At 68.5% G+C, this 21,079-nt stretch carries 25 protein-coding genes; 11 read left to right on the top strand and 14 right to left on the bottom strand.

Going from position 1 to position 21,079, the window contains the following annotated elements:
* Positions 1 to 4 precede the first annotated feature (4 nt).
* Positions 5 to 310 carry a LuxR C-terminal-related transcriptional regulator gene (locus C8258_RS03260; protein ID WP_232329325.1) on the bottom strand — a complete coding sequence of 102 codons (306 nt, stop codon included), beginning with the start codon at positions 308 to 310 and terminating at the stop codon, positions 5 to 7.
* A gap of 178 nt (positions 311 to 488) precedes the next feature.
* Here C8258_RS03260 and C8258_RS03265 point away from each other — a divergent pair, with 178 nt between their 5' ends.
* On the top strand, positions 489 to 1,127 hold the full coding sequence (locus tag C8258_RS03265; RefSeq protein ID WP_158271203.1) for an LppP/LprE family lipoprotein: 639 nt from the start codon (positions 489 to 491) through the stop codon (positions 1,125 to 1,127).
* Positions 1,128 to 1,143: 16 nt separating this feature from the next.
* Here C8258_RS03265 and C8258_RS03270 read toward each other — a convergent pair whose 3' ends face one another.
* Positions 1,144 to 1,629, bottom strand: a complete 486-nt coding sequence (locus C8258_RS03270; RefSeq protein WP_199195550.1) for a GNAT family N-acetyltransferase — start codon at positions 1,627 to 1,629, stop codon at positions 1,144 to 1,146.
* An 82-nt stretch (positions 1,630 to 1,711) separates the two neighbouring features.
* Here C8258_RS03270 and C8258_RS03275 point away from each other — a divergent pair, with 82 nt between their 5' ends.
* The gene (locus C8258_RS03275) at positions 1,712 to 2,605 is read left to right on the top strand and encodes a LysR family transcriptional regulator (protein WP_106953773.1); all 894 of its coding nucleotides are present in this window, start codon (positions 1,712 to 1,714) and stop codon (positions 2,603 to 2,605) included.
* Between the two features lie 9 nt (positions 2,606 to 2,614).
* Here the strand turns inward: C8258_RS03275 and C8258_RS03280 are convergent, their stop codons facing one another.
* From C8258_RS03280 to C8258_RS03295, 4 genes are all read right to left on the bottom strand, one after another.
* On the bottom strand, positions 2,615 to 4,177 hold the full coding sequence (locus tag C8258_RS03280; RefSeq protein ID WP_233224842.1) for an aldehyde dehydrogenase family protein: 1,563 nt from the start codon (positions 4,175 to 4,177) through the stop codon (positions 2,615 to 2,617).
* 161 nt (positions 4,178 to 4,338) lie between these two features.
* Positions 4,339 to 4,920 carry a carboxymuconolactone decarboxylase family protein gene (locus C8258_RS03285; RefSeq protein WP_106953774.1) on the bottom strand — a complete coding sequence of 194 codons (582 nt, stop codon included), beginning with the start codon at positions 4,918 to 4,920 and terminating at the stop codon, positions 4,339 to 4,341.
* On the bottom strand, positions 4,920 to 5,231 hold the full coding sequence (locus C8258_RS03290; RefSeq protein ID WP_233224843.1) for a hypothetical protein: 312 nt from the start codon (positions 5,229 to 5,231) through the stop codon (positions 4,920 to 4,922). The genes C8258_RS03285 and C8258_RS03290 overlap by 1 nt, the downstream gene beginning before the upstream one ends.
* 113 nt (positions 5,232 to 5,344) lie before the next feature.
* Positions 5,345 to 5,989, bottom strand: a complete 645-nt coding sequence (locus C8258_RS03295; RefSeq protein WP_106953775.1) for a TetR/AcrR family transcriptional regulator — start codon at positions 5,987 to 5,989, stop codon at positions 5,345 to 5,347.
* 199 nt (positions 5,990 to 6,188) lie between these two features.
* Here C8258_RS03295 and C8258_RS03300 point away from each other — a divergent pair, with 199 nt between their 5' ends.
* The 3 genes from C8258_RS03300 to C8258_RS03310 all read left to right on the top strand — a co-directional run bounded on the left by C8258_RS03300 (position 6,189) and on the right by C8258_RS03310 (position 10,069).
* Positions 6,189 to 7,373, top strand: a complete 1,185-nt coding sequence (locus C8258_RS03300) for an LLM class flavin-dependent oxidoreductase (RefSeq protein WP_106954036.1) — start codon at positions 6,189 to 6,191, stop codon at positions 7,371 to 7,373.
* Between the two features lie 4 nt (positions 7,374 to 7,377).
* The gene (locus C8258_RS03305) at positions 7,378 to 8,448 is read left to right on the top strand and encodes an alcohol dehydrogenase catalytic domain-containing protein (RefSeq protein WP_106953776.1); all 1,071 of its coding nucleotides are present in this window, start codon (positions 7,378 to 7,380) and stop codon (positions 8,446 to 8,448) included.
* A gap of 82 nt (positions 8,449 to 8,530) precedes the next feature.
* The gene (locus C8258_RS03310) at positions 8,531 to 10,069 is read left to right on the top strand and encodes an acyl-CoA synthetase (protein WP_106953777.1); all 1,539 of its coding nucleotides are present in this window, start codon (positions 8,531 to 8,533) and stop codon (positions 10,067 to 10,069) included.
* Positions 10,070 to 10,090: 21 nt separating this feature from the next.
* Here the strand turns inward: C8258_RS03310 and C8258_RS03315 are convergent, their stop codons facing one another.
* Positions 10,091 to 10,489 (bottom strand): hypothetical protein, encoded by a 399-nt coding sequence (locus C8258_RS03315; protein ID WP_146161147.1) that lies wholly within the window; start codon positions 10,487 to 10,489, stop codon positions 10,091 to 10,093.
* Positions 10,490 to 10,772: 283 nt separating this feature from the next.
* Here C8258_RS03315 and C8258_RS03320 point away from each other — a divergent pair, with 283 nt between their 5' ends.
* The gene (locus C8258_RS03320; protein ID WP_106953779.1) at positions 10,773 to 11,309 is read left to right on the top strand and encodes a hypothetical protein; all 537 of its coding nucleotides are present in this window, start codon (positions 10,773 to 10,775) and stop codon (positions 11,307 to 11,309) included.
* Positions 11,310 to 11,321: 12 nt separating this feature from the next.
* Here C8258_RS03320 and C8258_RS03325 read toward each other — a convergent pair whose 3' ends face one another.
* Entirely contained in the window at positions 11,322 to 12,758 is a 1,437-nt protein-coding gene (locus C8258_RS03325) for a glyceraldehyde-3-phosphate dehydrogenase (RefSeq protein WP_369974705.1), read from the bottom strand.
* A gap of 182 nt (positions 12,759 to 12,940) precedes the next feature.
* Complete coding sequence (locus C8258_RS03330; RefSeq protein ID WP_158271204.1) at positions 12,941 to 13,426, bottom strand: GAF domain-containing protein; 486 nt, start codon at positions 13,424 to 13,426, stop codon at positions 12,941 to 12,943.
* Between the two features lie 312 nt (positions 13,427 to 13,738).
* On the opposite strand from C8258_RS03330, the gene C8258_RS03335 reads away from it, so the two are divergent.
* Positions 13,739 to 13,987, top strand: coding sequence for a hypothetical protein (locus C8258_RS03335; protein WP_036505697.1), 249 nt, complete (start codon positions 13,739 to 13,741; stop codon positions 13,985 to 13,987).
* Between the two features lie 6 nt (positions 13,988 to 13,993).
* Here C8258_RS03335 and C8258_RS03340 read toward each other — a convergent pair whose 3' ends face one another.
* The gene (locus C8258_RS03340; protein ID WP_106953782.1) at positions 13,994 to 14,494 is read right to left on the bottom strand and encodes a GAF domain-containing protein; all 501 of its coding nucleotides are present in this window, start codon (positions 14,492 to 14,494) and stop codon (positions 13,994 to 13,996) included.
* A gap of 142 nt (positions 14,495 to 14,636) precedes the next feature.
* On the opposite strand from C8258_RS03340, the gene C8258_RS03345 reads away from it, so the two are divergent.
* The gene (locus C8258_RS03345; protein ID WP_039780937.1) at positions 14,637 to 15,008 is read left to right on the top strand and encodes a nuclear transport factor 2 family protein; all 372 of its coding nucleotides are present in this window, start codon (positions 14,637 to 14,639) and stop codon (positions 15,006 to 15,008) included.
* Between the two features lie 10 nt (positions 15,009 to 15,018).
* Here C8258_RS03345 and C8258_RS03350 read toward each other — a convergent pair whose 3' ends face one another.
* Together C8258_RS03350 and C8258_RS03355 are read right to left on the bottom strand one after the other, a co-directional pair.
* Positions 15,019 to 16,011, bottom strand: coding sequence for an LLM class F420-dependent oxidoreductase (locus C8258_RS03350; protein WP_106953783.1), 993 nt, complete (start codon positions 16,009 to 16,011; stop codon positions 15,019 to 15,021).
* A gap of 352 nt (positions 16,012 to 16,363) precedes the next feature.
* Positions 16,364 to 17,149 carry an alpha/beta fold hydrolase gene (locus C8258_RS03355; protein WP_106953784.1) on the bottom strand — a complete coding sequence of 262 codons (786 nt, stop codon included), beginning with the start codon at positions 17,147 to 17,149 and terminating at the stop codon, positions 16,364 to 16,366.
* 63 nt (positions 17,150 to 17,212) lie between these two features.
* On the opposite strand from C8258_RS03355, the gene C8258_RS03360 reads away from it, so the two are divergent.
* Positions 17,213 to 18,250: an RNA polymerase subunit sigma-70 gene (locus tag C8258_RS03360; RefSeq protein WP_233224844.1), complete on the top strand. Its 1,038-nt coding sequence runs from the start codon at positions 17,213 to 17,215 to the stop codon at positions 18,248 to 18,250.
* Positions 18,251 to 18,288: 38 nt separating this feature from the next.
* Positions 18,289 to 18,891 (top strand): maleylpyruvate isomerase family mycothiol-dependent enzyme, encoded by a 603-nt coding sequence (locus tag C8258_RS03365; RefSeq protein WP_106954038.1) that lies wholly within the window; start codon positions 18,289 to 18,291, stop codon positions 18,889 to 18,891.
* Positions 18,892 to 18,915: 24 nt separating this feature from the next.
* Here the strand turns inward: C8258_RS03365 and C8258_RS03370 are convergent, their stop codons facing one another.
* Positions 18,916 to 19,794: a DUF5995 family protein gene (locus tag C8258_RS03370; RefSeq protein WP_106953785.1), complete on the bottom strand. Its 879-nt coding sequence runs from the start codon at positions 19,792 to 19,794 to the stop codon at positions 18,916 to 18,918.
* 104 nt (positions 19,795 to 19,898) lie between these two features.
* Entirely contained in the window at positions 19,899 to 20,498 is a 600-nt protein-coding gene (locus C8258_RS03375; RefSeq protein WP_106954039.1) for a helix-turn-helix domain-containing protein, read from the bottom strand.
* A gap of 99 nt (positions 20,499 to 20,597) precedes the next feature.
* Between C8258_RS03375 and C8258_RS03380 the strand changes: the two genes are divergently transcribed.
* Positions 20,598 to 21,077: a DinB family protein gene (locus C8258_RS03380; protein WP_106954040.1), complete on the top strand. Its 480-nt coding sequence runs from the start codon at positions 20,598 to 20,600 to the stop codon at positions 21,075 to 21,077.
* Positions 21,078 to 21,079: the final 2 nt, after the last annotated feature.

Here is a 21,079-nt window from a genome sequence, read left to right on the forward strand (position 1 = left end):
GACGTCAGATGTCGTCGAGGTCCAGGTACCCGTCCTGCAGGGCGCGCGCGAGCAGGGCGGCCTTCGTCGGCGCCGGCCTGCCCGCGGTGCGGTACTTCTCCCGGATCCGGGCGAGGTGAGTGTTGACCGTTCCGGGCGCGATGAACAGCTTGCGGCAGACCTCGCCTTTGGTCTCGCCGAGAATCCACGCGAGCAGTACTTCCACTTCCCGGGCGCTGAGCTGCGGCCGCGGTTCCGGGGCGGCGGCGAGCGAGGTGCGATCGGCGATCGCGGGGGCGAGACAGGCCGGAACCGGCGACAATTCGGACACGATGTCTTCCTGTTCTGCAGAAGCCGACGGCGTCGCCGTTCCCCCGGCGACGTGTCCGTCGAACGCTACGCAGTTACCGTGCCGCCCGGCAGGTTCCAGTTGCTTGACACGAAAACTGGGGTCACCGTTCGCTCGGAAAACGAAAGGAGTCACCAAGCTCATCGGCCACACTCGCCATATGACCGTCGCTGCGCCACGCTCCCCCGCCACTCGTATCCCGCGCCGACCACTCCGGAGGGCATGGCTGCCGGTGGTCGCCGGCGTGGCTCTCGTCGCGCTGACCGGCTGCGGACATGGGACCGACAATGCTTCCGCTACTACGAGTTCCGCCAGCTCGTCACCGACGCCGGTCGACCACACCACGCGCGAAACCGCCGCCGCCACCACGAGTTCCGGCTCGGCGGACTGCACCACCGACCTCTCGGCGCCGGAGATCCGCCGGGCCGTAGCGACCCTGCCGCCGTATGACGCCGGCGGCGGTGTCACCTGGGCGTGGAACGACAACCCACCCGCGTTGCGCGGCACCTACAACCGGTGTTCGACACTGTCGGTCGTGGTGGTGACGATCCAGCGCGCAACCGCGAGCTCCCCGGAGCAGGCACTGCTGTTCCACCGAGGCGACTACGTCGGCACCGCCACGCCGAAAGCCCAGGCATTCACCACCGTCGACTCCCGGGCCGGTACCGACGACACCGTCGTACTGACCTACAAGACGCCGGGCAGCTGCAACGCCTGCCCCGACGGGACCTATACGACGGTGTCGTTCCATTGGAACGGCTCGGGCGTGGACACACAGGGTCGTCCGCCGATCAACTGATCCTCCGACAAGGGGGTCAGACGGCCGAAACCTGCTGCGTGAGATCGAATTTCATGAAGACGTCGGCACGATCATAGGGAATCGGCCGCAGTTCCTCCGGCGGCACGTGCACGAATCCCACCGATTCGTACAGGTGCACGGCATCGGCCAGACGTCCGTTGCTCGCCAGGAACAGCGAGGTCGCGCCGGTTGCGCGAGCGTGGTCGATGGCGGCGTTCAGCAGCAGGCGGCCGATCCCCCGGCCGCGGACCCGCGGCGCGACCGCCATTTTCGAGATCTCGAAAACACCCGGATCCTCCGCGATGAGGGCGACACACCCAACGCGGTCGTCACCATCGCGTGCGATCAGCACCTGCCCGCCGTCCGCCACGATCCGCTGCGGATTGTCCAGAGTGGCGAGGTCGGCCGGTTCGACGCCGAACAAAGCGGTGATCCATTCCAGATTGAGTTCTTTGAAGGCGGCGGCGTCGGCCGGCCCGGACATCGGTTCGACGAGAATCACTTCACCAGGATGCGCGCCGGAACCCATAGCGTCCAATATTCGATAGCTCCGATTGATATCTTGAACTTATGGATGGCGGCATATGGACGGGGTAGAGCTGCGACACCTGCGCTACTTCCTGGCCGTCGCGGAGGAATTGCATTTCGGACGCGCGGCCGCCCGTCTGCACATCGCCCAGCCCGCCCTGACCCAGCAGATCCGGCGGCTCGAGACGCTGCTCGGCGCCCGCCTGTTCGATCGCACCTCGCGCACGGTGGCGCTCACCCCCGCCGGCGCCGTACTGCGTGAGCGCGCCGAGGCCCTGCTGGGGCATGCGCAACGCGATCTGGCCGAGGTCTCCCGCATCGGGCAGGGCGGACAGGGGACGCTGTACCTGGGCTTCGTGCCGTCGGTACTGCCGCTCGAACCACTGCGCGGGGTGCGCGCGTTCCGCGACCGCTATCCCTTGGTCGAGGTCGACCTGGTCGAGGGATTCACCAGCCATCTGATGGAACGGCTCGCCAACGGTGCCCTGGACCTCGCGATCGTGCGCGATCCCGACCCGCAGCCGGGGACCACCACCACACCGCTCATGACCGAGCCGTTCGTCGCGGTGGTGCCCGACGACCATCCGCTCGCCGCGCGCGATACCGTCACCGGCGCCGATCTGGTCGACCACCCGATGGTCTTCTTCCCCCGCGCCGCCGGCTCGCTGGCCCACGACCGGAACCTGGCGCCCCTGCTGCGATCGGGCCGCCGGCCCCGCATCGTGCAGGAGGCCACCAACTGGACCATCATTCTCTATCTGGTCGCCGCGGGCCTCGGCATCACGGTCGCGCCGCGCAGCGCGACCTTCACGGCACCGGCCTCGGCGCGCATCCTCGCGCTGACCGAAACCGATGCCGACACAACCATTTACACCGCACACCGCACCGGCGACGAGCGACCGCTGGTCCACAATCTGCTCGCCCTGCTGCCCGGCCCGGGCACGGCGTGAGGGCGCTCGTCAGGACAGCAGCTTGCGCATGATCTTGTTGCCGAAGCCGTAGCGGATGAGACCGTCGAGGTTGCGGATGGTCTTCTCCGAGTAGGGGTACCAGATGCTTTCCTGCTTGGGCTGCCAGCGATCGATCAGGACCGGCTGGGCGTGGGTGAAGCCGCGCAGCGCTCCCGGGCCGTTGACCTGGCCGACACCGCTGTCCTTGCGTCCACCGAAGGGCGCCTCGGGCACGCCGTAGATGACGGCGGCATCGTTGTGCACGACGGAACCGGTGGTGAGCTGGGCCGCGATGCGGCGGGCCTTGGCGGCGTCCTTGGTGAACACCGAGCCACTCAGCCCGTATTTGCAGTCGTTGGCCAGCCGGACGGCTTCGTCCTCGTCACGGACCCGCATGATGGCGGTCACCGGACCGAAGGTTTCCTCGGTCATCAGGTCCATGTCGTGATGCGCGCCGACCACGACGGTGGGCTGGAAGTACAGGCCGTCACCGGTGTCCGCGGCGCCGCCCACCACGATGTCGGCGCCCTTGGCCTTCGCATCGTCGATGTGGCGGATCACGATGTCGCGCTGGCGATCCCAGAACAGCGGGCCCATATCGGTGTCGCCGGGACCGTAGGTGACCGCCGCGGCCTTCTCGGTGACCAGCCGGATGAATTCGTCCGCGACGCTGTCGACCACATAGATGCGTTCCACGCTCATGCAGACCTGGCCGGTGTTGAACATCGACAGATACACCGCACCGGCGGCGGCGCGCTCGAGATCGGCGTCCGCGCAGACGATCATGGCGTCCTTGCCGCCCAGTTCCAGGGTGCACGGCAGCAACCGGGTCGCGCAGGCGGCCGCGATCTTGCGGCCGGTGCCGACGCTGCCGGTGAAGCACACCTTGTCGATTTCCGAATCGACCAGTGCCGCACCGGTTTCGCCGTCGCCGTGCAACACCTGCACGACATCCTCCGGCACTCCGGCCTCGTGCAGCACGCGCGCCACCCACTCGCCCGACCGCGGCGTCACCTCCGACGGTTTGAACACCACGGTGTTGCCGGCGACCAGCGCCTGCACCACCGGATTGAGCGACAGCACGAACGGGGCGTTCCACGGCGTCACGACACCGACCACACCCAGCGGCTGATACTGCATGTACAGCTTCTTGAGCGGTTTCAGATAGCCGTGCAGCCGCTGCCGGTGCGAGCGCAGATCACGCCGGGCGCGTGCGGTCCAGTAGTTGAGGAAGTCGCAGGCGGGCACGATCTCGACGCCGAGCGCCTCGGCCTCGGGCTTACCGGTCTCGGTGCGGATGGTCTCGGCGATCTCCGCGCGCCGGGCGACGATCACACCGACGGCGCCGCGCAGGATCTCGGCACGCTCGGCGATGCTGCGCGCGGCCCAGGCCGGCTGAGCGGCACGGGCACGCGCGACCGCGCTCTGCACCTCGGCGGTGGTGTCCACCTCGAGTTCGCCGATGCGCCGGCGATCCACCGGACTGTCCAGCGCCAGCGTGCGCCGGTCACCCTCGGTCGTCGGCAGTGGGTGGACGATGGCCATGATCTTCCCCTCGGTCGGAACTGGCATTCCAGTGCGATTTCGGTTGTCACACAAGGGTTGTCGCAACCGAATCGATTGCACGGCGGACGGCCCTCGTGACCTAGTAGACAACTTACCAAAACTGTCTACCCATTGCGAGAACTTGTTCTAGATTTCCGCCGGGCAGATACGTGCGGGCCGCTCTCGCGCTACCGATAACCCCGCTTCAGCAGGTACTTGGCCCCGGCGCCGAAACCCTCCGGACTCAGCACGTCGAATCCGAAGGCATCGGCGAGCCGGTTGGTCGTGTTGAAGGCGGCGCATACCGCCAAGGCGTCCTCGACCTGCTGCGGCGATACCCCGGCGGACAGCACCCTTCGGACATCGTCGGCGATGATCTCTCCGTCGCGGGACAGCTTGCCCAGCAGTAGCAGCGTCTCGCGCAGGCCCGCACCGATCGGCGCGGATTCCGGATCATCGAGCACCGCACGAACTTTCGCGTCGTCGGCATAGGCCTGTCCCGCGGTCGCGGTGTGCGCACCGATACAGAACGCGGAGGCGTTGACCTTCGACACGTACGCCGCCATCAGCTCCCGGTCGGCAACCGACCACTTCGAGGGGCCGCGCATCGCCGCGTGGGTGAACGCCTTCGCTCGGGCGCCGTAGAAATCCGGCCGGTAGAACACCAGCTTCGCGGCGTCGGGCAGCGGCTGACCGGAGAACAATCGAACGGCCCTGAACAGCAGTTTGGTTCCGGGCCGATAGTCGTTGTTCAGGACGTCCGGTCGCATCAGCCACGCTCCCGGGTCGCTTCGGCGAGCGCGGCGAGTCCCGCGTCGTACTGCCGTGCGGACTGTCCGACCGCGGCCGCGATCACCAATTCGACGAGTTCGCCCTCGCCGAACCCCGAGGCCCGCGCCGCGGCGAAGTCGGCATCGGTCACCTCGGTCGGCCGGGTCGCCACCTTGTCGACCAGTTCGCGCAGCGGGGGCGGTCCGGCGTTTCCGAAGGCTTGCGCCCGCTGTTCCCGCGGCGTGCTGCCGTCGCCGTCGAGCACCCGATCCACCAGATCCTGGAATACCGCGCGTTTGTCCTGCGCCATCTCGCCTCCTCACAGCCGGTTCCCGACGCGAGCCGTGACGGCAGGCGCCACGGACACGAATGTACCTCCGGAAGCCGGGTCCGCAGGCTCCACCAGCGAAATCGGGCTCGAGATCAGTCCTTCTCGCGGAGCAGGCGGTCGAGCCCCCCGGAGAGAAAGGCGACCTGATCCTCGTAGAAGGCGGTCAGCACATCGGCGGGCAGGGGATCGGGGTGGGCGTGCCAGTCCCCCGCGCGGGCGAGCGCCTGCAGAAATCCCATGAGGGCGATGGCCCAGCGCGATTCCAGGCGTGCGGGATCGGCCTCGGGAAAGGTGCGGCGCACCTGGACATGCAGACGCTCGCGCAGGTTCTCCTCCACCGCGCGCAGGGCGGGATGATCGCGCGCCGAGACCTGGGTGACGATTCTGACCCACCGCATACCGCGGGTGCGGTGCCGCAGGAGCAGATCGCGGTAGGGCTCGGTGACGGCGCGCACCAGCTCCTCGGTGGTCGGCGCCTCGTCCCGTGCGCCGAGCCGGTCGGCATTGGCGCGAATGCTGTCGCGCACCGCGGCGCCGAGATCCAGCAGCACCGCGGTGATCAGGTCGTCCTTGGTGCCGAAGTGATAGTTGACCGACGCCGGCCCCAGGCCCGCGGCCGCGTTCACCGCGCGCACCGACACCGCGTCGACCCCGTGCGCGGCGAACAGACGCTCGGCCGCCTTGACGAGTCGGCCGCGGGTCGCGTTGCCCTGGCGGTTGGGCGCTGGAGCCGGCATCAGATCACCTCCGTACTGGTTCGCTCGATCCGATCTTCCGGAGAACTCTATCTCATACGCACACGGAAAGCATTGGTGTGCACCTTTTCTCGAGCCATCTCGGTCACCGGGACAGCAAACTTTTGGATCAAGTGATCCATGTTAAGCAGGACACAGCGCGGTGAAGCAGATCACAGACGCGCCGTTCGAAGGAGACTCCGTGCACACGTCCGAATCCTTACGATTCGGGGCCTTCCTCGCCCCGTACCATCCACTGGACGCCGACCCCGCCCTGCAGCTGCGGCGCGATATCGATCTGATGGAACACCTCGACCACCTCGGATTCGACGAGGCATGGATGGGTGAGCACCATTCGACCGGCGCCGAAATCGTGCCCGCGCCCGATGTTTTCATCGCGGCCGCGGCCGAACGGACGCAGCGGCTGCGCTTCGGCACCGGCGTGGTGTCACTGCCCTACCATCACCCGCTGGTCACCGTCGACCGCATGACCCAGCTCGATCTGCAGACCCGGGGGCGGCTGATCTTCGGCACCGGGCCGGGCAAGATCCCGCTCGACGCGCACATGATGGGGATCGACCCCTCCGACCAGCGCCGGCGCCAGGGCGAGGCGCTCGACGCGATCCTGGCGCTGTTGCGCGGCGACGTGGTGAACATGTCCACCGATTGGTTCACGTTGCGCGACGCTCGCGCCCAGCTACCCACCTACGACCCGGCCGGGATCGAGATCGCCACGGCCTCCACCGTCTCCCCCAACGGCTCGGTGCTCGCCGGCACCCACGGCCTCTCACTGCTGTCGCTCGCCGCCAGCTCACCGGCGGGTTTCGATGTGCTGGACCGCAATTGGGGAATCTACGACAAGGTGTGCGCGGAGCACGGTCACAGCGCGGACCGATCGCGGTGGCGGCTGGTCAATCCGATGTTCCTCGCTGAAACCCGGGCCGACGCCGAACGCGCCGTCGCGCGCCGGATCGGATCGATGGCGGCGTATGTGAACCGCCAGACCGGACAGCGACCCGAGTGGGCCGAATCCGGTAAGGGGATCATCGACCACTGGCGCAACGACAGCCTCGGCGAATTCGGCCAGGCCGTCATCGGGACACCGGACGAGGCGATCGCGCAGATCGAGCGGCTCCTCGACAAGACCGGCGGCTTCGGCACCCTGCTGATCCTGCATGTCGACATGGCCGACTGGGAAGACACCAAACGCAGCTACGAACTGTTCGCCTCGGAGGTGATTCCGCACTTCCGGCGGCGCAACCTCGGCCGCGAGGCGAGTCTGCAATACGCCGAGGATCACCGCGACCGCCTCATCGGCGGACTGGTCACCGCGATCACCAAGGCCCACACCGACTACTACGGCGAATCCGCCGCGACAGGAGCGTGAATCGATGCGTGCCGTGGGATATCTCGACGGAGAATTCGCTGTCACCGAGGTCGCCGATCCACCGGCTCCCGGTCCGGGGCAGGTGCGCATCGCGGTCGCCGCCTGCGGCATCTGCGGCAGCGACCTGTCGATGACCAAGGACGCCGGACGATTCGTGCAGGTCGCGGCGGACAGCGGTTATCCGCTGGCCACCTTCGACATCGCGCGACCCGTGGTGCTGGGACACGAATACGCCGGGACGATCGTCGAAACAGGTTCGGGCGTCACGGATTTCGCGGTCGGCGACCGCGTGGCGGGCATCGGGCTGGCCACCGAGGCCGGCACCGGCATCCCGACGATCATCGGCTATTCCAACGACTATCACGGCGCGTTCGGCGAGCACATCGTGGTGGACAGCGTCTGGGTCCGGCATGTGCCGGACGGGCTGTCGCTGGAGCATGCCACGCTGGCCGAACCGCTGCATGTCGGCGAGATGCACGTGCAGCAATCCGGTCTGCGCGCCGGTGATTCGGCCCTCGTGATCGGCTGTGGCGCCATCGGTCTGGGAGCGATCATCGCCGCCAAGGCGCACGGCGCGGGTGTGGTCGTCGCCTCCGAACCGTCTCCCAAGCGCCGCGCCCTGGCGCTCGCGGTGGGCGCGGACGTCGCCGTCGACCCCACCGAACAGGATCCGATTCTGGTGTGGAATGACCTTGTCGCCGAGCGCAATTCGCTCGTCGGCCCGGGCGCCGCGGGCACGCTGATCGCCTACGAATGCAGCGGCCGGCCGGGCATGCTCGACACCCTCATGCACGGGTTGCCGTTCAATTCGCGCATCCAGGTACTGGCGGCGGGATTCGCCACCGAGACGATCATTCCGGTGGTGGGCCAGTTCCGCCGCATCGCCGTCAATTTCGGGCACGGTCCCTACCAGGACGCCTACGACACCACGCTGCGGCGCCTGGCCTCGGGGGAGATCGACGCCGAGGCGATCATCACCGGCCGCGTGGGACTCGACGGGGTCGCCGACGCGTTCACCGCCCTGCGCGCACCCGACGAACACGTGAAGATCCTGGTCCTGCCGGAGCGACGATGAGGCCGCGGCGGCGAATACCGGGCGCCCACCGGCCTCGCGAATTCCCTGCCAAACTAGTTGGACGTCCTATAATCTCCCGCCTATGAGTCTCGATCCCCGCACGCACACCATCGACGGGGTGCTGCACCGTTCGGCGGCGAAGGTCCCCGGTCGCACCGCGCTGACATTCGACGGCCGGGCCTACACCTACCGGGAACTCGACGCCGCGGTCACCCGGGCGGCGACCCATCTGCTCGACCTCGGCCTGGTCGCGGGCGATCGGGTCGCCGCCTACGGCACCAATTCCGACGCGTACGTGATCGGATTCCTGGCCTGCGCCCGGGCCGGCCTGGTGCACGTTCCGGTCAACTACGCCCTGAAGGGCGGGGAGCTGAGTTATCTCGTCTCGCAGTCGGGTGCGCGGGCCGTCCTTGTCGACCCAGCGCTGATCGACACTTTCGACCAGGTCCGCGGCGACCTCACCTCGGTCGAGTACGTCGTACCGCTGCGCGATGCCGGCGGATCGCTGCGAGCCGTCGCCGATGCGGCCGGCGAGGTCTGCGATTTCTCGTCCCGTGCGGCCGCGACCGACCTCGCCCAACTGCTCTACACCTCGGGAACGACGTCGAAACCCAAGGGCGCCATGATGACTCACGAGGCGCTCGTCTTCGAGTACGTCTCGTCGGTGATCGCGCTGGACCTGCGTCCCGACGACAATCCGCTCGTCGCCATGCCGCTGTACCACTCGGCGGGCATGCACGTGTTCATGCTGCCCTACCTGTCGGTCGGCGCGACCGTGCACCTGCTGGCCACTCCGGACATCCCGGAGATTCTGCGCCGGGTCGAACAGGACCGGATCGGTTCACTGTTCCTCGCACCCACCGTCTGGGTGCCGCTGTCCAACCACCCCGACCTCGACCGCCGCGACCTCTCGTCGCTGCGCAAGGCGCAGTACGGTGCCTCGATCATGCCGGTGACGGTGCTGAACCGGCTGCGGGAAAGGTATCCCGACCTGGGCTTCTACAACTGCTTCGGGCAATCGGAGATCGGGCCGCTCGCCACGGTGCTGCGCCCGGAGGAACATGCCGAACGGCCGTCGTCGTGCGGACGGCCGGTGTTCTTCGTGGAAACTCGCGTCGTCGACACCGACGGCAACGACGTCGGTCCCGGCGAGCCGGGCGAAGTGCTCTACCGCTCGCCACAGTTGTGCCGCGGCTACTGGGACAACCCGGACGCGACCGCGGAGGCGTTCCGCGACGGATGGTTCCACTCCGGCGACCTGGTGACGCGGGATGCCGACGGCTACATCACCGTCGTGGACCGGATCAAGGACGTCATCAACACCGGCGGCATCCTGGTGGCCTCCCGCGAGGTCGAGGACGCTCTCTATACCCATCCCGCCGTCGCCGAGGTCGCGGTCATCGGCATCCCGGACGAGAAATGGATCGAGGCCGTCACCGCCGTCGTGGTCCTGCACGAAGGCCGCGAGACGACCGCCGATGAGCTGATCGCGCACGTCAAAGATCTGATCGCACCGTTCAAGGTGCCCAAGAGGATTCGCTTCGCCGAGGCGCTCCCCCGCAACCAGAGCGGAAAACTACTCAAACGCGAACTGCGCGAGCCTATGACGACAGCGGACTGAGCGGCTCACCACGGCGCTCGATCACCAAGGCCCGATGACGTGTTCGAGCAGGGCCAGCCCGAACGCGCCCACCACCGCCAGCCCGAACCCCGCCGCGGTGGTGAGCGCCAGCGCGCGCCCCAGCCGGAGGCCGTGCGCGCGCACGATCATCAGTCCCGCCGCACCACCGAGCACGGCCAGCAGCAGGCCGCCGCCCATCACGAGATAGAACACCGCGGCCAGCGCCGCGTTCACCGCCTCGCGCAGTCCTTCGGCGTACTCCCCGAACGGAATCGGAAACCGATAGACGCTCGCCACCATCGCCGCGGCCACCGGCGCGGTGAGCACGGCCGCCAGCGCACCCCACAGCACGCCCACCCACAGAGCCACCCCCGATACGCCGCGGGGCTCCCCCGCCGGACCACCATCCCCGAACCCCATACCTGACCTCGCGTTCCACCTGTCGCCGGGCACTCGCGCACGCGCCGGGCCCGAATGCCCGGCTCCGCCAGAGCAAACCAGACCGACGCGCCGCACCGGCAGATGGGTACCGTGGCGCGCACCGACTCTCGTCCCGGCAGCCGGACCGTGCGGTCGACGCGGCGGCCGATCGATGGTCCGGATGATCACCGATGTCCTAGGGTTGTTCGCGGCGGCCCACCTGCCCCACCCGTGCCCGACCCGAGGCCGCGCCCCGCATCGGACGATCAGAAACGGGAGACATATGGACGGCAGCCGCGACGCACTGCTCCACGGTCCCCTGTTCTCCCGCCGGAATCCGCTGGACCGCGGCAATGCCGCGAGCCGGATCAGCGCCTACGTCTACGGCAATATCCTCATTCTCGCCGCGTTGGTCCCGGTGACCACCACCGAGGAGCACGTCGGGATTCTGATCGTCATCGGCACCGCGTTGTCGACCTTCGTCGCGCATGCCTTCGCCGAGGGCGTCGGCCAGGCCGTGCGGGAGAACCGCGCGCTCACGCCGCGGCAACGGTGGGAGGATCTGCGCGATTCGGTGCCGATTCTCAGCTCCGCGGTACTGCCGTCGATCATCCTGGCGTGCGCCGCCTTCGACTGGCTCACACCCCGCACCGCACAGATCGTCGCCGAGGTGGCGATGCTCATCCGCATCGGCGGCATCGTCTTCGTGATCGAACGGCTCAAAGGCGCCCGGCCCGGCCGCTCGACCATCCTCACGGCACTGCTGCTGACCGCCGTCGCGACGACGGTGGTCGTCGTCAAGATCGTCCTCACCCACTGAACGGGTTCGGCGCTACCCCGCCTCGACCCCGGCCAGTGCGCGCACGTCGGCGGCATCCTGCGACCGGTCCGCGAACTGCGGATAGGTCGGGTACTCGATACCCGAGATGTACTGCACCGTCCGGACCACCTGGGACGAATAACCGAATTCGTTGTCGTACCAGCAGTACAGTATCGCGGTGTCGCCCTCGACGATGGTGGCGTTGGCGTCGATGATCGAGGCCGCGCGCGAGCCGATGAAATCGCTGGACACCACATCGGTGGCGGCGGTGTAGTCGAGATTGCGGCTCAGCGGACCGGCCAGCGACACCTGCCGCAGGTACTCGAGCACCTCGGATTTCGTCGTCTCCCGCTCGAGCTGCAGGTTCAGGATGGCGACGGACACGTCCGGCGTGGGGACGCGAATCGAGTTGCCGGTGATCTTGGCCTTGAAGTCCGGCATCGCCTTGGCGACGGCGGAGGCGGCGCCGGTTTCGGTGAGGACCAGGTTGAACGGCGCGGAGCGGCCGCGGCGATCCGCCTTGTGATAGTTGTCCAGCAGGTTCTGGTCGTTGGTGAACGAGTGCACGGTCTCCACGTGGCCGCGGGTAATGCCGAATTCGTCGTCCATGGCCTTGAGCGGCGGCACGATCGCATTGGTGGTGCAGGAGGCGCACGAGAAGATCCGCTGCGTCAGATCCAGATCACGGTGGTTGACGCCGTGCACGATATTCGGGACGTCGCCCTTACCGGGCGCGGTGAGAACCACCTTCGCGATGCCGGGACGCAGATGCTGCGACAGCCCCTCGCGATCGCGCCACTTGCCGGTGTTGTCGATCAGGATCGCGTCGGAGATCCCGTATTCGGTGTAGTCGATCGTCGTCGGATCGTCGCTGTAGATGAACTTGATGACATTGCCGTTGGCGATGATCGTGTCGTTGTCGGCGTCGACCTTGATGGTGCCGTTGAAGTGCCCGTGCACCGAATCCCGGCGCAGCAGCGACGCGCGCTTGGCCAGATCACCGTCACCGCCGCGGCGGACCACCACCGCACGCAGGTTCAGCCCGTTGCCGGAGCCGACCTTCTCGATCAGCAGACGGGTCACCAGCCGGCCGATCCGGCCGAAGCCGTACAGCACGACATCGCGCGGGCCCGGCGACTGCGCCTTGTTGCCGCCGATCACCTCGGCCAGGACCACCTCGGTGAATGCGCGAACCGACAGCCCGCGGTCGTCGGCGCGATAGGCCACGACCAGCTGACCGAGATCGATCTTGCACGGGCCGAGATCCAGTTCGTCCAGGACGCGCAGGAACGGGAGCGTCTCGTCCACCGACAGCTCTTCGCCCTCGATCTGGCGCGCGAACCGGTGCGTCCGCAGAATGCTGATCACCGACCGGTTCACCAGCGACCGGCTGTGCAGCAGCACCGTCACACCCTTCGCCCGATACAACGTGCCGATGATGGGGATCATCGCCTCCGCGGCGGCTTCCTGGGCGTTCCAGCGGTCAAGTTGTTCGGTAGTCAACGCAGGTCCTCGGTTTCCTCGACGGGTACGCCACATCGATGCTAATGAGGGCCTGGATTTCACCGACGGCGGATCCCTGGCGGTGAGGTTTCGAGTGGCGGCGCGCACACCTCCGCGGTGTACCGCCGTCACTCTCGCCGCAGCCGCGGTGGGTTGCGGCGGCGGATCTGCAACAGGTCGGTGGCACAGCGGCACACCGGATGCAGAGCATCGGCGAGTTCTTCGGTGAGAACGTTCGCGGCGGGGGTGTAGATGCTCAGCACTCCGACCACCGCGCCGTCGTCGTCGGACAGCGGCTGGCACTGCACCGCCTGCACTCCCCACAACCGCAGTTCCGCGCCGCACCCCGGCCACCGGGAGCTGTCGGCGAGATCGGTGATCACGATCGGGACGCCGGTCGCCGCGGCCTCGCGGGCGGGGCTGTCGGGGTGCAGCAGCTGCGCCTCCTCGACCATGCGCGCGCGGTGTGTCGTCGCCGCGACGATCTCGAGCACCGTGCTGCCGTGCGCGGTGACCCCCGCCATCGGCGATCCCGGCAGGGCACGCAGCAGCGCGGCGACTCCGGCCGCCGAGACAGGCGACACACCGGCGCGACCGGGCGGGTCACTGTGCATAACGGACCTCGATCCGACGCGACGACTCAACGTGAGCGGTGGCATACCGCGCCCGGCGAAACCGGGTCGAGGTATGACGACCAGTCTTGGAGTGCCCCGCTGCCCGTCGCGGCAAACCCGGTCCGGGCAGGCCGGATTCGGCCCGTCGGCGCGCACAGGCCGAATGTTCGTCCGGTACAAGCCGTTTGCGTCATTGCGCCGAGTACGCGAGGTCACCGTTTCGCGGCGCGCCGCCGGGGTACCCATCGACAATCCGCACTCGGAACGACTTCGTCACCGGCCGAGGGCCCGTCACCACAGGAGGTGTGCTGTATGGACGATCTCCAGCGCAGAGTGCTGACCGCGTTGACATCCGCGCGGCGTGGGCTGAAGACCGCGGACGCACGCCTGCTGGAGCGTCGAATCGTGGGTCTGCGCGCGGAAGTCGACGCCGCCGGCTATCCCCGGCCCCAGCACCTACGCCTCAAGGCGTCGTGCGCGGAGGCACTGGCGGCGGCCAGGTGGACACTGGGGCGGCCGAATCCGCAGGCCTTCCGGCCGGCGATGCAGGCTGCCTCGTAGCCCTGCTCAGCCCCGGTCGTGCGTGATCAGCGAGTCGAGATAGATCGACGCGATCTCCTCGAGTCCACGCTGATCGACCGGACCGAAGCGGTCGAGTTCGGGACTGTCCAGATCGAAGACGCCGATCACGGTGTCCTCGTGGATCAACGGCACCACCAGTTCGGACCTGCTCGCCGGATCACAGGCGATATGGCCGGGCACCGCGTGCACGTCGGCGACACGTTGCGTCTGCCGGGTTCGCGCCGCCGCACCGCAGACGCCTCGGTCCAGCGCGATGCGCACGCAGGCCGGGCGGCCCTGGAACGGGCCGACCACCAGTTCGTTCCCGTCGAAGAAATAGAATCCCACCCAGTTCAGACCGGGAAGATCGTGATAGACCAGCGCGGAAAGGTTGGCGGCGTTGGCGATCCGATCGTGTTCACCCGCCACGAGCGAGCGGGCGGATGCCGCGAGCTCCCGATAACGCTGTTCGTCCGCGCGGTCGTCGCGGATGCCGGCGGCGCTCATGCCGCACCTTCGTAGTTCACGGGTAGATGTTCCCCTCTTGATCGTCGCGGATAGTTCGAACGTCTCAGCGGGCCTCTCCCTTCCGTCCCGGCAGGCGGGATCGGCAGGCGGCGCCGCGCCCGATCCGTGTTTTCGTTGTGCCATGGCTTCAGCGGAACGGATTCGAGCAGCGGTGCACCGGTATCTCGAGGCGGTGGGCTCGGGGTCCGCCGCCGATGTGGCGGCATGTTACAGCGAGGACGCCACCGTGGAGGATCCGTTCGGCTCGCCGCCGCACGTGGGCCGGGCCGCGATCGAAAAGTTCTACGGCGCATTGGATTCCGCGCATATGCGAACCGAGCTGCTCGACCTGCGGATCGCGGGCGGCGCGGCGGCGTTCCGGTTCCGGGTGGTGACCGAGACCGGCTCTCGCACCACGACGATCGAACCGATCGATGTGATGACCTTCGACGAGGACGCGCGCATCACCGGTATGCGAGCGTTCTGGTCACCGGAGGACGTGCGCGTCGACTGAGTGCCGTGGGTCATCGCAGCGCGGGAATGACCTCGCGCTCGAACAACTCCACCCCGGACAGGTCGTAGGCCGACTCGGGGAAGTTGTGGATCGCGTACGCCAGGCCGAGATCGCGGACCCGGGACAGGTTTTCGACGATCTGTTCCGGTGTGCCGACCGCGGGTGAATCGACGTAGAGCTTGGTGACCCAGTCCTGCGCGGCGTCCGCCCCGAGCGCGGGGGTCAGCCGAGAAGCGAGTGCGTCCAGCCGTTCACGCACCTCCGCCTCGGTGGCACCGATCACCGTGTTGAAGTTGGAGCTGCGGGTGATCGCGTCGAAATCTGTTCCGACGGCGGCGCAATGGTCGCGCAGCAGCTCGGATTTGTGGGTGAAGGTTTCGGGATCGCCCGCGAAGTTGGTGTACTGCGCGTATTGCGCGGCGATGCGCAGCGTGACCTTTTCTCCCCCGCCCGCGACCCAGATCGGAATGCCGCCGTCCTGGAGCGGCAACGGATACACCCGGGCGCCGTCGACCTGGTAGTACTTGCCGTCCAGGGTGGCGGTGCCGGTGGTCCACGCCTGACGGAAGATCTGCACTCCCTCGTCGAGGCGGCCCAAACGCTCACCCGCGGAAGGGAATCCGTAGCCGTAGGCGCGCCACTCGTGCTCGTACCAGCCGCCGCCGATCCCCATCTCGACCCGGCCGCCCGATACCAGATCCACGGTCGCGGCGACCTTGGCGAGGTAGGCCGGATTCCGGTAGCTGATCGCCGTGCACATCTGCCCGAGCCGGATGCGCGTCGTGGTGGCGGCGAAGGCCGACATGAGCGTCCACGCCTCGTGCGTCGCTTCCTCGGTGGGAACCGGCACGGTGTGGAAATGGTCGTAGACCCACAACGATTCCCAGTCTTGTCCGGCGTCGGCCCGCTGCGCCAGATCTCGCATCACACCCCACTGCGCCCCCGGTTCGATGCCGACCAGGTCCAGTCGCCAGCCCTGGGGAATGAAGATGCCGAAACGCACGCCGCGCCTCCTCGTCGAGAGAACAGATCCGGCGGTCACTTTTCCCATCGATGCGCCCGCGGGCAAGAGTTCGGCGCTCGGCGCGTCGAACTTCGCCGCGGCCCGGATATGCGCAGACCCGGCGAATCCGCCATCGGTTCACCGGGTCCGCGGGGACTTCGTCAGAGCAGAACGTCGATCAAATTGAGGAGGATCGATCCCAGACCCGAGGCCAGAGCTCCGACAACCGCGATGATTCCGTTGATCACAGCGTTCCTTTCTCCCAGCGTTCCGTTGGCAAACCACGAAGTATTCGATGTCGACGCTGATGTCGGATTGGTCCGACCTCCGCAGGCGTCGGCGCAGGTGATCGTCACGATCGATCGCCGGCGCGCGCCACGCGCGTGAGCCACTCGGCCAGCAGGGCGCGCAGCAGTTCCGGTTGCTCGTGCGGGAGGGCGTGTCCGGCCTCGTCGACCACGACGAGCGAGGCGTGCGGACAGCGCTCGAACAGATCGGTCGCCGCCGCGTAACCGACCGTCGAATCCAGGCGCCCGGCCACGATCGTGGTCGGCCCCGGATAGGGCGGTGTGCCGTCCGGGCTCAGCTGCCACCGCTCACCGATGCGCTGCGCCGCGGCCCGATCGACCAGTTCGGCGGCGGGTGCGACGACACGCTCGTAGCGGTCGAGCATGGCCGGAGTCTGGACGACGAAGTAGCCGCGGAAATCGTCGTCGCCGAGATCGCCCGGCCCGGCCACGACGCGATGCGCGGGAATGTCACGCACTCCCGGCAACAGCGGGCACACCAATGCCAGGCCGGCCACCCGGGTGGCGCGCCGCGCGGCCATCGCCTGCGCGTAGTACCCGCCCGCCGAGTGGCCGACGAGCAGGAAATCGCCGCCGGTGACCGCGTCCGCGAAGCACAACAGCGCGTCGAGTACATCGTCCGCGCTGCGCAGTGTGCCGGGTGCGGCGGTGTGTCCCGCACCGGGCAGGTCGGGGTAGATCCGCCGCAACCCGGCGGCATCGCCGAGAACCGGTTCGAAGCACGCCTCGGGTTCGCGGTGATCGACACCCGCGCCGTGCAGCACCACCACCGGACGGCCCGTGCCGTGCTCCACGTAGTGAAAAACGACCTCGCCCGCGCGCAGCTCCATGCCCCGCAAGCTACCCGGCCGGTCCCGCTGTCGTCGGTGACACGGAGGTGCGAGCATGGGGCGGTGAGTGTGTCCGCGAGTGAACCGCTGCCGGAATCCGGAGGGCCGGAGTCCGGCCTTGCGGGATCCGGGGTTTCGGGGCCGCAGGCACTCGAAGCGCTGCGGATTCCGCTGACCGGCTACTGCTACCGTATGCTCGGTTCGTCGGCCGATGCCGACGACGCGGCGCAGGAGACGCTGATCCGCGCCTACACCCGATTCGACAGTTTCGACCCCGAGCGCGGCCGGCTCTCGACGTGGGTGCATGCCATCGCCACCAATATCTGCCTGGACATGCTGCGCTCGGCGCGCCGCCGGATGCTGGTGTGGGAAGGCCCGGTATCCACCGGTTTCGACCCGGACGCGGTGGTGCCCGCCGACCGGTGGCTCGACCCGGTCGCGGACGCACGGGTGCTCGACCCGGCCGACCGCGTCGTCCGCCGCGAGTCGGTGCGGTTGGCCTTCGTCGCGGCGCTGCAACACCTGCCGCCACGCCAGCGAGCGGTGCTGGTCCTGCGCGAGGTGCTGGCGTTCAGTGCCGCCGAAACCGCGACCATGCTCGAGGTCAGCCCGGCCGCGGTCAACAGCGCCCTGCAACGCGCCCGCACCACCCTGGCCGCGGTCCGGCCCTCCGCCACCGATCCGCTCGATCCCGGCGACCCGGACGACCGGGACCTGGTCCGGCGCTACGTCGCGGCCTTCGAGAATCACGACGTCGACGGTCTCGCCGCGCTGCTGTGCGAGGACGCCGAATCCGGTATGCCGCCGTTCGCCTGGCGACTGAGCGGGCGCGACCTCATCGTCTCGGTCTTCGCGGCGGGCGACGCGTGCGCCGGCGATCGGCTGGTACCGGTGCGGATGAACGGTTCGGTCGGATTCGGTCAGTACCGCCCCGGCACCGACGGTGTGCTGCGCCCCTTCGCACTGCTCGCGATCCAGGCGCGGGCGGGGCTGATAGCGCGGCAGGTGACCTACCTGGACAGTGGCGATCGGTTCGCCGAATTCGGGCTTCCGCCGATTTTCCGGGCGCCCACCGATGAATTCTCGCCGTCGGGTTCGTAGCAGAGGTGACCACTCCCTACGACCGAAACGACGGAGCCATGACCTCGACCGACACCGACACCACCGTCCTGCGCGAGCACACCGTGGCCGAGCGCCGACGCCTCGCGGCCCTGCTCGCCGGACTGACGCCGGAGCAGTGGGCCGCGCCCTCGCTGTGTGAGGGCTGGCGAGTCCGTGAGGTGCTCGCTCACATGACGATGCCCTACCGCACAACCACGTGGTCGTTGGTGCGCGGGCTGGCGGGTGCGCGTTTCTCGTTCCACCGCTACGCCGACCGGGCCGCGCGCGCCGACACAGCGCGGATGAGCGATGCGGAGCTGCTCGCGTCGCTGCGCGACAACGTCGAACACCCGTGGCGTCCACCGGGCGGTGGTGTGGTGGGCGCGCTGAGCCACGACGTGATCCACGGCTTGGACATCACCGAGCCCCTGGGCCTGCCGCCTGCCCCGCCGGAACGAATCGCCCTCGTGCTCGACCAGGCGAGCCCGAAGTCGCTGCGCTACTTCGGCGTCGACCTGACCGGCCGGCAACTGCGCGCATCCGACGCACCGGTCACGCTCGGGTCGGGGACGCCGATCACGATGTGCGCCAAGGACATTCTGCTCACCGTCACCGGCCGCCGCACACTCCCGGCCGACTGACGGCGCCGGCCGGGCCCGCCGTGCTCACAGGCCGCCGAGGCGTGCGAGTACGGCGAAGGCCGCATCGTCGGCCGACCACAGCGCGTTGATCTCCGCGCGCGTGGCCTCGGCGGTGGCGGGGTTCTGCAGCGCCAGTCCGTTGGTCCAGACCACCACGTTGTAGCCCAGGTCGGCGACCTGGAGCAGCGGCCCGGTGGCCACGCCCTGGCCGAACAGCCGGTCGAGCCCCTCGCCGACGAAGTAGAAGCGCCACAGCGGCCCGAGGTCGGCGTTGTAGACCTGCTTCGTGCGGTCGACGATCAGATCGCCGCTGCGGGCGATGGCGTCGACGATGTGGAAGAAGTCCGGCGCGTTCTCCGGTCTACTGCCGACCGCGGCGACCGCGTAGGCGAGGTCGACCGTCAGGTGCGCGTTGTACCCGGCCATCGCGACCCGCGCGGGCGACTGGTCGCATTGCCCGGCCAGCTGGAAGTACCAGGCCCAGTGGGGCTCCGGCGTGCCGTCGGTGAACTCGGCGTGCAGGTTCACCAGGAACCGGCGCAGCAGTTCGTAGCTGATCGCGTGAGCGTATTCCGGATCGACGAACGCGCTGGGATCGTGCTGCAGCGGCAGCACCGGATCCTGCTCCACGGCGTCGAGCCCCACATCGAACAGGCCCCGCCGATCATGATGGGAAGTAAGGATTTCGGTGATCCGATGATTGCGCGCCACCGCCTCGTCGAACCGGTCGAGGGTGGACCCGGCGCCGATGGTCGTGGTGTCCGACAACTCGGCAACGGTCCGGATCTCCGCGGGCGACAGCGGTGTGCCGCACCGGGTATCGGCCACGGCCCCGGCCTGCGGCGCGGCCGCGATCAGGGTCGAAAAAGCAAGAGCCACAACGATCGACGCGGCACGGAGCATACGGTGACCATCCTGTCCGGTGACGTACGGCGGTGTTGCCGATACGGTACTGCTGTTCGGCCGGAGGCGGTGTGAGCAGCGTCGGCGATGTCGTCCGTCGGCTCTCACGACCGGCTGTCCCCTTCGGCAGACGCACCCGGGCGTACGTGCGCGCGCATGCCCTGCGGGCCGAACAGGATGAGGAGTTCGACCACGCCGCCGTCGGCGCTGCCCAGCCAGTGGGGTACCGAGGTGTCGAATTCCGCCGCCTCGCCGGGCGGCAGGGTCAGGTCGCGGTCGCCGAGCACCAGACGCAGCCGGCCGTTGAGCACGTAGAGCCATTCGAAACCCTCGTGCGTCTGCGGTGTCGGTTCCTGCGGTTCGGGTCGCGCGGGGATGATCATCTTGAACGCCTGCACGCCGCCGGGCCGCCGGGACAGCGGCACGAATGTCATGCCGTATCGCCGGATCGGTTTCAGGTGGATGCGCGGGTCGCCGGTGCGCGGGGCGCCGACCAGGTCGTCGAGCGGGACGTTGTAGGTGCGCGAGAGCGGCAGCAGCAATTCCAGCGTCGCCCGCCGCTGCCCGCTCTCCAAGCGCGACAACGTACTTTCCGACACCCCGGTGCTCGCCGCGAGGTCGGCGAGGGTGATTCCGCGCTCGCGGCGCAACGCGCGCAACCGCGGACCCACCGCGCCGAGTACCTCGTCCGTTTCGTCAGCCATCGGGCCATCTTGCCGGAACAGCAAGATTTCGTGCCGATTCGCGACGGCGGCGGCGAGGCTGAGCGGGTACGACCGCACACCGATCGCGAAGGAGCCGCCATGCCTGCCGCCGCCCGCCGGAAGGACACCCCACCGCCGCGGACCGGAACCGATGAGCTCGCGGTGCTGCGCGGGTTCCTCGACTATCTACGCACCGGCGTCGCCGCGAAGGTCGAGGGTGCGCCCGAGCCGCAGGTTCGAGCCGCCGCGGTGCCGTCGGGCACCACTCTGCTAGGTCTGCTGGTCCACCTCACGGCCGTCGAACGCTCGATGTTCCTCGGCGACAAAGTGACCGACTGGCAAGCGACGTTCCGGGCCGCGCCGTACGACGGCGTGGCCGAGGTGGTCGCCCGCTACCGCGACGCGGTCGCATGCGCGAACGAGGTGCTCGACGGATGCACCGATCCCGCCGCGCCGCTGCTGGGACGTCCGGGCCCCAGCGTGCGCTGGGCGCTGACCCATATGATCGAGGAGACCGGCCGCCACGCCGGTCACGCCGATATTCTGCGGGAACTGATCGACGGCGCGACCGGGCGCTGAGA

Origin of the sequence: Nocardia sp. MDA0666 (assembly GCF_003023875.1) — a bacterium.
Classification (GTDB): Bacteria; Actinomycetota; Actinomycetes; order Mycobacteriales; family Mycobacteriaceae; genus Nocardia; species Nocardia aobensis.